Consider the following 12,747-nt stretch of genomic DNA (forward strand, 5'->3'; position numbering starts at 1 on the left):
GAGAACAAACAATGAAAAATGGTATTGTAAACGAGTTGATTATTGCAATGAAAGAGCGTATCCCCAAAGGACAAAATCTTGCCAATTCTTTGGCAGACATTCTCTATATGGGAAAAGAAGCAGTTTATCGTAGACTTCGTGGCGAAGTGGCTTTTACTATTGACGAAGTAGCCCTGCTATCCAAAAAGCTTGGTATTTCCATTGATCAGATTATAGGTAACCATCTATCCAATAGAGTTACTTTTGACATGAATCTGCTCAATTCACCTAACACCTTGGACAGTTATTATGAGATTATTAATCGGTATCAGCAAATATTCGATTATGTGAAAGGAGACAACACAACGGAAGTCTATACAGCTTCCAATCTTCTCCCTTTCACTCTTTACTCTTCCTTTGAACACATGTCCAAGTTTCGTCTCTGTCGATGGATTTACCAGAACGGGCAAATGAAAACTCCCAATTCATTGGCAGAAATGCAAGTAGATCCGAAAATCGTAAAAGCGCATAAGAAGTTAAGTGAAAGTGTGAAGCAATGTCCGAAAACCTATTTTATTTGGGACAGCAACATATTCCTTTCATTCATCAAGGAAATCAAGTACTTTGCCAGTCTGAATCTGATCACAGAAGACGATGTAGCACACCTGAAAGAAGAGCTATACCAGTTGCTTGCAATCATGGAAACACTTTCTATCAAGGGAGAGTTCAGTGAAGGACATAAAGTATATTTCTATCTCTCTAATATTGATTTTGAAGCGACTTACACCTATATAGAGAAGAAAGACTATCAAGTCAGTTTACTTCGGGTGTACTCTATCAATTCTATGGATTCACAGAGCCCGCAAATCTGCCAGATCCAACGAAACTGGATTCAGTCACTAAAACGCCACTCTACTCTGATTTCGGAAAGTGGAGAGGCCCAACGTATTGAGTTTTTGCAAAAACAACTGGCAATCATCGATACTCTGTAAACAATAACGGGGCTGTGTCAAAACTAAGGCACATCCCCTTCTTTTTTTAATATAAAATGGTCGTTCCTCTTTTTTGTCTATGCGACTATTTTTTCAGTAATTAGGTAATAAGGCTTAATATTCGTCGTATTTTGAGTCACACGTGGTCTGATAAAGATAAATATAGTGTGTGCACTCCTTCTCTTTCCTGCTTTTAGTAGTTTTGTACACATCTTTTTGATATTAAAAGCTATAGCAAAGAAGGCAAAGTCCATTGTAACCTTGTCTTCTCCCACATGCCGGAACCTTTTGTATGCCATGTTGTGTTTCATTTGTCCAAAAACTGCTTCCGGTTCTATACATCGCCTTCCCCTATGCCTGATGCCTTCTTCCGAGAGTAACCTTTCCCGTGCCTGCCGTTTGTATTGGTTTAACCGGTGGTTGACTTCTATCATACGGTTCCCCCGAGCTTTAAAGCAACTGCCACACAAAGGACACCCTTCACATCTTTGTGCTTTATATCGGGCACTTTCGGTGATGTATCCGCTTGCTGTTTTGTCACGTCTAGTTCCTATACGGTTCATGTGCTGCCCCATAGGACAAACGTAATAATCCTCCCCCGCATTGTAATGGAGACTCTCCGCATGGAATGGATTGGGGGTATAACGGGGACGCTGTTCTTTATGGAAGTAGTTGTACTTGACAAAGGCTTCTATCCCATTATCTTGCATGAACCGATAATTTTCTTCCGAGCCGTAACCGGAGTCTGCCACACCGACAGTTGGTAAGCGGTTATAGCGTTGCTCAAAGGAGTGGAAGAAAGGTATGAGGGTCAGTGTGTCGGTTGGGTTGGGAAACAGTCGGAAGTCTATGAGGAATTGGTTCTCGGTACCTATTTGCAGATTATATCCGGGTTGGGTCTGTCCGTTTCTCATGGCGTCTTCTTTCATGCGCATGAAGGTGGCATCAGGATCGGTCTTGGAGTAGGAGTTGCGTTCTCCAAGAGTATCAAGATGGTTGTCGTATTCTATCAACTTGTCACGGTACTCCTCAAGTTCCCGGACCTGTTTCTTCTTTTCCCGGATGACCTTCTTTTGTTCCTTGTCCTTTGTTACAGGATGGTGTTCCAGCACCTCTTTAAGTTCATTCACTATATCTGAGAGCATGGCGGGAGTGAACTCTACGGGTGTATCTTTCATGGAGTTCTCTTGGGCTATGACTTCATCCACCTGCTCCAGGAGAATGCGGATCTTATCCATCAGCTTTGTACGGTTCTTTTCGACTGTCTTGCGCCAGACAAAAGTATATTTGTTGGCTTTGGACTCAATCTTGGTACCGTCGATATACTCTACGTCAAGGCTGATGAAACCTTTGTCGGCAAGGACAAGAACCAACTGCGTGAATACGGTATTTATTTCCTCTTTTACACGGTTTCGAAAACGGTTGATGGTAATAAAATCCGGATGTTCATTACCGGAAAGCCAGATATAATGAATATCACGTAGGAGAAGCTTCTCTATTTTGCGGCACGAATAGATATTGTTCATGTAGGCGTAGATAATCACCTTAAGCATCATTTTAGGATGATAAGGACAGCGACCGGTTGCTTTATAAAGCTTCTTGAAATTGTCAAGATTGAGATTATCAACAACAGTATTAACTATGCGAACCGGATCGTTCGCTGCTATGTTTTCATCAATTCTTCCGGGAAAAAGAACTGTTTGGTTGGGAATGTAAGGACGAAAATGTAACTTTGCCATAACGAAAAACTTTATGCCTAAAGATACAAAAACTTTGGGTAATAACAAAGCCCGGGCTTGTGAAAGTCTGGGCTTTGTGCATAAAAAAAGGTTGTGCCAGCGTTTTGACACAACCTCGTCTTCCCTTATTCAGGATGATTCATCCTGTCCCGCTAACAATAGTTCCCCACTATTCTCTTAAATATCTTATTATTGATTTTCTTCCTGAATGCGATGTACCCATCCATTCACAACAATCTGCACGGCCAACCATGACTCAGATAAGAAAAATATAATATGGTAGTTGCTTTGTCGATCCAAATATTCTTGTGTACTCAAATTCTTACCTTCCGCATTGGTCATAGCCAAATAATCAATCAGATTTATATCGAATACTTTCTTTCCCGAAGCCTTCTCTGTAAGCACCAAGCGAGTCTTACGATCCGCCATCAACCTCATTGTATTCATATCCACAAAAGCTGTAGCAGGATCTTTCTGCTCCATATAATAAGGACGGAAACTCAGCACATCATCATCCTGCAATGAATTGTCATGTCCCAGGTGTCCATTGGATTCTATAATCTCATAATCGTAATCATTCATATCCAATGTCCAGGTACCGGTATAAGACTGGAAGCCAAATCTCACTATTTTAGTATCTCTGATCAGATTAATAGTCTCCGTTTGGTGTTCAGTTCCTGTGAAGTTGACACCAATGATTTCACCATACCAAAGCGTTTCCATCTTTTTATTGATAATGAGAGAGGCTTCACGCTTTAGCTTTAACTTCAAGTCAGTAATGGTAGAAACGCCGGGCGTCAATGGAGTAATGTCATATGAATCACGTGCACCGGCCCATGCCATAAACTGATATTGTCCGACGGGCAATTCTACTTCCATCAGATAATTACCGGTTGACAGTGCACTCCCTTCTTCCGCCTGCTTAAACATAAACTTCCCGTCTTTATCGAATATATAAAGCTCCACTTTATCAACCTGAGCATGGAACGCATCTGCAAATTCCATGTTATAGTCATACTTAAACTTCACAAGCAAGCGGCATTCCGGCAAGTCTTCATTAAAGCTGTCGCATGAAACTACTATCCCGGAACCCATCAGAAGAATTCCTAAGACAACGTAACATATAAGGCTTTTTAGATTCATATTTTCCTTTTTTCAATTATATATAGAGGAAAAGAAACTATTTCTTCTCTCGTTATTTCCTAATCCAGAGGATGGAATACCTCAATAATTCCATCAAAAGCTATATTCCGAAGTTTTTTTAAAGTTTTCGGCAACTTTGAAAATGTTGGGAGTAAAGTTGTGGGAGAGTTTCTCCCACAACTTTTTATTTGAAAAATCTATTTCTATTACTAATTCTGAATTACATGATTTCCTCTTGAGTATACCAAGTCCAAGGATTAGGTGTAATTTCAATAGATAACCAGCCTTCGTCGCTTTCGTCCGGAGTATCTGGATCCGGATCTGGAATAGCCGGATATCCCGGGTTATTAAACTTCTTAACATTAATGTCATAAACAGAGTTACGAACTACTCCAAACTCACCTAACTCATTTGTTGCAGCGCTAGTATCATCATGTTTGATCATGATTTTGTAGTAGCTTACTGCACCTACATAATAAGTAAGCCCTGTTACTGTTTTAGCTCTGTCTTTAGCTGCAATAGCTGCCACAAGAGCTTTCGTATTTTTAAAATCGTCAACAAGAGCAGTAATAGCTGTAGCATCGGCTGTAGGAGGAAGCCCAATTGCACCCACACCAACAGCTACTAAATATCTATTGTACGCAGTAGTACGAGCAGTCGGGAATGTAGCAGGTTCTCCATCAGCATATTTAGCTTTCAATTCTGCCTCAATCCACTCCATTAATGTAGCAAAAGTATAGAAACCACCATTAATTAACATCCAGTCACCAGCAAGCGCCGGGTCTGTTTCCTGATCTGTAGATGGAGTACCATCATTAGGTGCAGGTCTACCATATTCAGACGGGATGAATTTAGCTTTCAACAATACATGCGTAGTATAAGCGTGCACATTATGAGTTGCAGTCTGCGTATTTTCAAGACAATATTCAGCAACTTTATTTATCGTAGTTGTAGGATCATTCCAATTAGAAGGAGCTGAAGTACTGCTATAAGAGTTATAGTAGCTCAAGTTTTGAGTACCATAGTTAGGGTCAATTCTGTATGAACCTATCTTATACTGGTCAAACGGAGTAATACACTCACCGCGAGCACCTGGCTTATTAGCCGGAGTTTCATTCCAAGTCAATGTTCTCTTAGATACAGGGAAGTATGTCTTATTAGTAGCATTCAATATCCATCCTGCATCCGAGATTGTTGCTTTAGCATCAGAATCAGCAGTTACATATACACGAACTTTTGCTACAACACGGTCAATTCTGATAGACAATGGATTATTAGTAGCCGCTGTCTCATTTGCATAAAGAGACAAATCGATGGGATCACCAAATGTTGGTGAAGTTTCAACATCATCCGAAGGTTCTAACGATCCTTTGGCGTTAGACATCATAAATTCACCAGCAATTGTCAGATCTGATACAGCATCATCAAGAGCAGCATTAACCGTTGAATATAGCGTTCCAACAGGCCATTTTTGATCTGTCATACTAACAGTCTTTTTTTCAAACTCTGGAGATGGATTCGCAATAATCAATATTCTCTTAGAAGTTGCAGGAACTTTAAAAGCCTTGCCTGCAGTTCCACTTGGTATACCATTGGCATCAAGCCCCGCCTGATCATTAGACAATGTGATATCAGCAGTCACAGTTGCAGCATCCTCATTTGCATTTGCCGTAAAAAATATGGCACGTACTTTAGTGATTTTTGATTCATCTTCAGTTGCAGCTTCCTGATTCGGGTTATGTAATCCACGAGTTTGTACCGGAGTCTTTACTGCTAATGCCACCCATGCGTCTGCATTCGGGTCTGTCACCAAGTCATTATTGTTGCCCGGATTATCCACCGGCACCAAATCTTCGTTACTACAAGCAGCAAAAGCCACAGCAGCAAGCGCTAACATAAGAAAATTCTTCTTTTTCATTGTTCTTACAAATTAATAAAAGCGTTTGTAACTAGTTTATTTATCTCTATTTTTATTTTTCTTTTCAATTTCAGCTGCATTCGTTCTTTTCGTAGCCAATTCCTCCAAATTCTGTCCGGCAGCCTCCAGACCAGCTTCGGCAGCTGCTTTCAAATATTCTTCCGCATGTTCATAATCTCCTTTTAATAACATTAATACACCCATAGCATTGCTATATTCAGGTAATTGCTTATGAGCGTTTACCATTTTCAAATAGCGTTCCGCAGATACCAAGTCATTGCGCGAAAGGGCAGCCATAGCAGCATTGATGCTGGCTATTTCATCCTTAGGATACATCCGTACAGCTGTCTCGAATACATCGATAAACTCTTGCGAGCCCTTCGGATAAGTATTAGCCACCAAGAACATCTCATTCAGACTCAAATTCTGAGGACGTGTCTTAATAATCTCTTTCGCTTCGTCTACATTAAAATTCTTAATCTCATAATTCACTTTACAAATAGCCACACGAAGACTTGGGAAAATATATTTCAACATATATCGATAAGGTACACCACCACGAAGCTGCATCAACTTAGTTTCTCTTCCTTTTTCCAGAGGAACATCTTTGATAATATTCAGTACTTCATCTTTATACTCCATTTCAAACGAATCCAATGCTTTCACCAATCCATCCCAGTTTTCACCGCCGAAGACGATATAATACTGATTTCGTGAGAAATCATATTTTGATGCCAGATAATCACGCAATGCCATTGCACGTCCTTCGGACAGACGCTTGTTATTCGCCAATGATCCTTCAGGTGAAGCATAGCCCACAATATCCAGCTTGTTTACCTTAATACTGGGATCAGACTTCAATTCATCAATCATTGCACGAATTTTGGCCAGCTCCTTCGGATTATTCATGTACTCCGGACGAATATTAATTTTATTCACCTCAAAATCAAGGAAACATTCCGCTTGTATTTCACGGTTCTTCACTTCTTCCGCAGCCGGTTGCAAATAAGCAAGGTGAGGCACTACCACATACGGCACCAGCATACGTTCCAGATCAACGTCACCTAATGGTTCCACACTCATCAATTGAGTTTCACCACAGCCACACTCATCACGTTGTACCTCCACTTGAGCATCATCCATCCACGATTCATAAGGCAATACATATCTATACTTTATCGTATCATTTCTTCTCTTACTACTTTTCTCTACAACATAAGGCTTTTCGTAGAGATTCTTCTCCTTAGTACTCATCAGAGAAAGCCAACGTTCATAAGCCAAGTACTCATTGTGTCCTTTGATTGACACTTTCGGAAGATTAAGATTACGTGTCGGAGCAATCAGCCGTGGAATAAAATCCACTCCATGTGCCGACTTCACCCTTACATCATTCAGGACGAAGTCAATATTTATATAAACCGATTTACCGCGTTGTTCCAGTTGTACCGGCACCACAGAGATAGTTCCATCATAAGAACACGTCTGGGCAACAGCCGAACCTGTATTCTGGCATAAAACCATCAGTACCAATACGATGAGTTGTATACTCCTTTTCATCATTCTATTTTATTTAATTACATAAATAAGTGATACACTCGCTTTTGTAGGACCGAAATAATTTTTGCTCGAATCCTTCAGTTTAGTACCACACGTTGCACAAGGATATTTCTCGTATACAATATGTGCATATCCCACTCCTACCGATGCTTCGATACTCCAACGTTTTCTCAATATCCACGAATGTCCTATCGAAATACCTCCTCCATACAGATGTCCCTGGTAACGGGTATTCTGCATATTCTCACTAATAAACGACCAGTCAGGAAATCCGCCTACATTGAAATCCGCATAATGCCCGTGTACTCCTATAAATGTTCGTCTGAAGCTCTCACAGAACCAATATCGAACCTCCGGTTGTACTCCCCAATGCCGCAAACGTCTGCCATTATCAGGCTTCCAGGGATTATAATTCACAGGAACATCCAATGTCCATTTGCGTGCCAGTCCAAACTCCAAACCGAGATTCATGGTAGTAGTAGCATCATACAGAAGATTGCTTTTCAGAGCTATCTTCTGGGCTTTACTCTCGAAAGCAACGCATCCCAGCATAAGTACTATGAGTATAATAACTTTCTTCATTATATCTTACATTTATAGGTCACCCTTTTTGGGTGATATCAATCTTTATACGCTTCACAGAACTCCCACCTACCGATGATCCATTAGACATAACTGTTGTCAAATATACAGTTCCCCTTCTGCGATTATTAGTAGTATTAGGCAATACTTCAATAAAAATCTGTCCATCTTCTACTATAATCCGTTCCGTATCTTCTCTTTCAACCATTGTCGAAGGGCGCAATTTTATCCAATTTTTAGGATTATCATCGCCATCCTCAACCTGACCGGTAAGACAATGATAGTCCATTAAGTTAGGGTAAGTACCCGGATACGGATAGCTATCAGTAGGTCTATACTCCAGTACAGTTCCACTTGCGTTAATCGCCTGTCTTTGTCTGATATGAACCTGTTTTTCCAAATTTCCAAGTTTTAATGTTATATATGCATTATTTTTCTCAACTCCGTTTTCAAATTGACCGTTTTCAAAATACATCAGCCAGGTATATGTAAAGACCCTCACTGTAGTAATACGAGGGGAAGCAACTCCCCCGGTTACAACAGGTATTTTTCCATCTACGGGAGAACTTAATGAAAAAGCTCCTGATACTTCTCCCCTATTATCTGTTATATTTCTTGTATCAGGAAAAACCTTTGTACAATCTGTTATTAAATCAAAAGCATTATAGATATTATCCACATCTGAGTAAGTAATATAGACCGAATTACTCACCCCCAGATAATAATCATTATTAGCTATAATTTCATACGAATCGCCATCATCCACAATTATTTTGAAATCAAGGTCGACATTCGAAGGTTTAGCCACTTTAGCATCAGCCATTGTGTCGTAACCAGGTCCCTTGGCTTTTATAATGGTAAACGTATAAGACTTGTTACGAGACAAATCTATTGCGTTCAAGTTTTTATCGACGATAGCCATTTTATAATAGTAATCCTTATTATCATACTTTCCCTGAATAATCATATATGTATTATTCAGCGTGTTAGACTCGTATATATATATGGGATTGCTATTTGTACTCTGTCCCTCAGTCACTACACTTGCAGCCACCAAAGGGGTTGAGTAATCTGAAGCTCCCTGATACTCCGTCAAATTAGAAGTATTATTCATGATCGAGTTGCTATAGTTATGCAACTGTCCCTGTCGAGGTACATTGAATAAAGCCATAATTCCATTTAACTCAAAATTGTCTGCTGTATTCACTACTGCTATTCTAGCTACTGCACGAGTGAGTAACAATGCCCCCTTAGACGGATCTGAATTCTGTATTTTAGTATCATTATCTATCTTATTTACTTCCAGCACAGCACTCATCGGAATTATTTCACCAGTTCCGCTATATGGAATTATTGTAAGCGAAGGACTTGCTAATGGTTCAGTCAACAACTTTGAGCATGCATCCGCCAGCGTTACACCACTCAATCTTGTATTAAGATTCGTCTCATTAAATACATATCCATTAGCATTATCATTATTATAATAAAACTTACTCTGAGTATTTGCCAAAATTAGCAACTGACATTTACTACTTTGTTTGGTCAATATTACATATCTTTTTCCTACCATTTCGAAAGCTTGCACTGCCTCTACAAAGGTGGCACTTCCTCCATTTCCCTTAAACACAAGCACCCAAGGTGTCATGCTGATATCATTTTCAGCAGCCCTCGTCGATGGAAGATCGTATGAATGAGCACGAGTAAAAATTTCAATCTGTACTTTATCATCCGAATCATTCCCTCCGCCTTGCTGCTCTGTACTATTGATATCATGCTCGCAGCTTGATATCAACAGTAGCAAGAGCAGATAGAACAGTTTATTTATATGTATTACTATTTTCCTCATTTCTTCACACATCGTATTGAATACCCAAATACATGTCCTGTAGATATCGGGCGTGGCTCTGCATAATTAAGTTGCATCGTCCATATATTTCCATAAGGTGCTCCGGTTTCATTGCCACTAACTACCTTAGTCCACCCCGGTGCTACAGAGGAAGCCCAATAATATCCCGTTTGGCCGGCATATTCCAAACTACCATCCAGATGCCATCTTCTTCCCGCAGCCGGAAAGAAGATAGAAGCACTAGTATTACTGTTATATACTAACACACCACCATAAGCCACATCAGCGTTGTCCAAACTGACACCTCTATATTTAGTATAACCTAATGTTCCTTCTCCTCTAGTTGTGCCATCAACCATCGTTTTCTCCTTGATCGGACGTCTGTCAAAGAAACCATCAGCATAAAATCCATACATAACTTCAGAAAGCGGCACAGGAGTATATAATTCCGGTTTATATGTCCCATTAGTCGGATATGGACTATCTACCGTATTGGAAGCCGCATCTCCCCGCATAGGATCGGCAAATAAAGACATTCTCCAGTCCGACATATAAACCTGATCGTAATTATAACTATTCACTGCAATCCGATCCTCCGGTCCATCAGTGGGACGAACATACCCGGGAGGACATATTTCATAATAATTCTTCAGGATAGTTCCCGTCGAAGAATTCCAAAAAAGGTTCACACCATTGATACGTTCTATCGGCCACCCTGTTATAGCCCAAGGGGCACTTCCCATATTCACATTCGTAGGATGATATCCTCGGAGTCCCTTAGCTACATTCGCAATGGGCAGTGCCCACTGAAAATGCGCCCCGGCCTGGGTAGGATACTTTACAAAATCAACTTCACCTGCTAGATTACTATAATTTATAGCCTGATACTGAACTGTGGTACCCGGAGTATCCTTAAACGCTTTCATCGTCAAGTTATACGGCGAGAATTTAGCTCCATAATCAGAAGCACCTCTTATACTCCCACTCCGCATCAGATAATCCGGATCGCCTCCCTGACGAACAAATAATTTAGTATCATAAGACGTTACTACATTGTTTTCAGACTTTTCGTAATGAACATTCACAAAACCATATCTAGGGCTTCCTGTTGTATTTTTACTTTTCAATCCTATTCTGAAATAGACACGTCCTTTCCCTGCTACAGAGCTCCCTGTTTCAAATCTAAAAGCATTAGGAACAACCGGATAATCTTCAGCGTCCCCTGGATTATCCGTACCAATATTCGGGTCAAAACTCGGGCTGGCACTTATGACAATAAAATCCCTGTATTCATCAGGCACTGTTACCGTCCAATTCCACCAATAGTCCCATCTTATACCCTTGATCACTCTCTCTCCGACTTCATTATCATCCCAAAAAGCTCCTACATAAGGAGTAGACCACAAATTGTCAGAAGCATTTTTCTCAAAGACATATCGTACACCTTCCTGCTTTACATGCACAATAATTTTCCTTTGGAGGGCATTGGTCCCCGCATGATCTTCTGAAGCTGATAAAGTAAGAGTATATGTTTTATCACCCGCCACATTATCATCGGTATTAGGCCGATCCAACACAATATCCATATATCCCAGTCCTGTTTTCGCATCATACCTGATTCTGAAGTCATCGTTAGGAGCATAGTTTTGAGAAGACAAGGCATTAAATATATTATTCGTCACTTTTTCAGCACCATTCTCATCATATACCACATCCAACACTCTCACAACCGGCATATTTGACCAAAATGCAATTCGTGCTCCATTGAAGTCTGTTATATTAACCTCAATATCAGACACATTCAAGACTCTGGTACCGGAAATCTCCCAGTCTTCTCCAATCTTATCCCATTCTGATGCCTTAATATTCACTTCCAAGGGCTCTTTGATGATACCAAGAAAATCAAGTTTTGTATTTATCGGAAGACTATAACTCACTGTCGGATCACTAGCGGTCTTCAATTGAGTGGAGGGACTATAGTTATTCCCCATGCCTACTATAAGAGTCACTGCTTTACTCGCATCTCCCACTGTCTTCAACTCATTGGCAGGCAGAATAATTCGATTCACTCCTTTTGCCCATGATCTGTCCGAAGCAGTTGGAGTCTCGTCCGAAAAATAACCGGCATCAGCTGCTTTAGTAAAAGTACGTGTTACATTCCTTTCCACTTCACCTGTATAATTATTCGTAAGTGGCACCGCATTGGGAATATTTTCCAATATAATTCCAGTAAAGGTAGCTTCCAGATTATCTTCAGCCTCCAACACAACATCCAAGCGGACGGCTAACCTGTCAAGTCCCAATTGCAGCACATTAACAACCGCGCCACCATTTACCTGAGCTCCCTGACCATTGGGCAATACAGTTATATTCTTAATTTCCTGTATCATTGGAATAATCAAATCAGACGAAAAATATCTCTCCGGATATGCAATATCGTTTAAATCTTCATATTTAGTTATTCCATCCAACTGATCTATAATAAGTGTATTCGCCGGTTCATTCGCCAAAAAAACAAAATCATAACTATCCGGATTAATAGGATGTTGTATAATATCGCCATTCGCAGCATTATAGCGAACGTTAGACACACAGTTTTCAGTAACCTTATCAAAAGCCAGAATACGGAGAGTTTCAATAACATAATCATCAGGAGTTGTTCCCGGATGTATACCAACCTTGGCTCCAATCCCTCTGATGGATATATATGAGCTTTTAATCTTATCATCGTTATCAATGAAAGTCTCATCTATACAAGATGAAATAATCAGCAATAACAGGAAAATAATCGGCCCTCTATTGTATATGTTATGTTTAATCTCTCTCATTAAATAGTTGTATTTATTAGACACGCAAAAAACGTTTTAATCAGATATTGCAAATGTCGGTATATTGCATGAGATAAGGAATTTCATCCATTTCTCATACTGACAATGAAAGTTTAAATAAAAGACTAAAAATGCAGGAGAACTCCAATGCGCTTACGAATAA

8 protein-coding genes are annotated in these 12,747 nt (G+C 40.0%); 1 reads left to right on the forward strand and 7 read right to left on the reverse strand.

The features are described from left to right. Positions 1-11 precede the first annotated feature (11 nt). Positions 12-971: a helix-turn-helix domain-containing protein gene (locus K6V30_RS17540; RefSeq protein ID WP_010537877.1), complete on the forward strand. Its 960-nt coding sequence runs from the start codon at positions 12-14 to the stop codon at positions 969-971. 77 nt (positions 972-1,048) lie between these two features. Here the strand turns inward: K6V30_RS17540 and K6V30_RS17545 are convergent, their stop codons facing one another. From K6V30_RS17545 to K6V30_RS17575, 7 genes are all read right to left on the reverse strand, one after another. Continuing rightward, entirely contained in the window at positions 1,049-2,710 is a 1,662-nt protein-coding gene (locus K6V30_RS17545; protein WP_224207175.1) for an IS1182-like element ISBthe2 family transposase, read from the reverse strand. 189 nt (positions 2,711-2,899) lie between these two features. Next, the gene (locus tag K6V30_RS17550; protein ID WP_010537876.1) at positions 2,900-3,853 is read right to left on the reverse strand and encodes a FimB/Mfa2 family fimbrial subunit; all 954 of its coding nucleotides are present in this window, start codon (positions 3,851-3,853) and stop codon (positions 2,900-2,902) included. A 220-nt stretch (positions 3,854-4,073) separates the two neighbouring features. Next, a complete protein-coding gene (locus K6V30_RS17555; RefSeq protein WP_010537875.1) occupies positions 4,074-5,771 on the reverse strand; it encodes an Mfa1 family fimbria major subunit in 1,698 nt (565 codons plus the stop codon). A 36-nt stretch (positions 5,772-5,807) separates the two neighbouring features. Next, entirely contained in the window at positions 5,808-7,331 is a 1,524-nt protein-coding gene (locus K6V30_RS17560; protein ID WP_172680464.1) for a DUF3868 domain-containing protein, read from the reverse strand. Positions 7,332-7,337: 6 nt separating this feature from the next. After that, positions 7,338-7,910 (reverse strand): DUF3575 domain-containing protein, encoded by a 573-nt coding sequence (locus K6V30_RS17565; protein WP_022301077.1) that lies wholly within the window; start codon positions 7,908-7,910, stop codon positions 7,338-7,340. A gap of 19 nt (positions 7,911-7,929) precedes the next feature. After that, positions 7,930-9,756 (reverse strand): hypothetical protein, encoded by a 1,827-nt coding sequence (locus K6V30_RS17570; RefSeq protein ID WP_010537872.1) that lies wholly within the window; start codon positions 9,754-9,756, stop codon positions 7,930-7,932. Further along, positions 9,753-12,584 (reverse strand): hypothetical protein, encoded by a 2,832-nt coding sequence (locus K6V30_RS17575; protein WP_055269977.1) that lies wholly within the window; start codon positions 12,582-12,584, stop codon positions 9,753-9,755. The genes K6V30_RS17570 and K6V30_RS17575 overlap by 4 nt, the downstream gene beginning before the upstream one ends. Positions 12,585-12,747: the final 163 nt, after the last annotated feature.

Origin of the sequence: Bacteroides faecis (genome assembly GCF_020091505.1) — a bacterium.
Classification (GTDB): domain Bacteria; phylum Bacteroidota; class Bacteroidia; order Bacteroidales; family Bacteroidaceae; genus Bacteroides; species Bacteroides faecis.

What these genes read in the sequence shown, in the direction of transcription:
- K6V30_RS17555 (WP_010537875.1), bottom strand. Translation starts at nt 5,771, where the DNA reads ATGAAAAAGAAGAATTTTCTTATGTTAGCGCTTGCTGCTGTGGCTTTT.
- K6V30_RS17540 (WP_010537877.1), top strand. Translation starts at nt 12, where the DNA reads ATGAAAAATGGTATTGTAAACGAGTTGATTATTGCAATGAAAGAGCGT.
- K6V30_RS17550 (WP_010537876.1), bottom strand. Translation starts at nt 3,853, where the DNA reads ATGAATCTAAAAAGCCTTATATGTTACGTTGTCTTAGGAATTCTTCTG.
- K6V30_RS17560 (WP_172680464.1), bottom strand. Translation starts at nt 7,331, where the DNA reads ATGATGAAAAGGAGTATACAACTCATCGTATTGGTACTGATGGTTTTA.
- K6V30_RS17545 (WP_224207175.1), bottom strand. Translation starts at nt 2,710, where the DNA reads ATGGCAAAGTTACATTTTCGTCCTTACATTCCCAACCAAACAGTTCTT.
- K6V30_RS17565 (WP_022301077.1), bottom strand. Translation starts at nt 7,910, where the DNA reads ATGAAGAAAGTTATTATACTCATAGTACTTATGCTGGGATGCGTTGCT.
- K6V30_RS17575 (WP_055269977.1), bottom strand. Translation starts at nt 12,584, where the DNA reads ATGAGAGAGATTAAACATAACATATACAATAGAGGGCCGATTATTTTC.
- K6V30_RS17570 (WP_010537872.1), bottom strand. Translation starts at nt 9,756, where the DNA reads ATGAGGAAAATAGTAATACATATAAATAAACTGTTCTATCTGCTCTTG.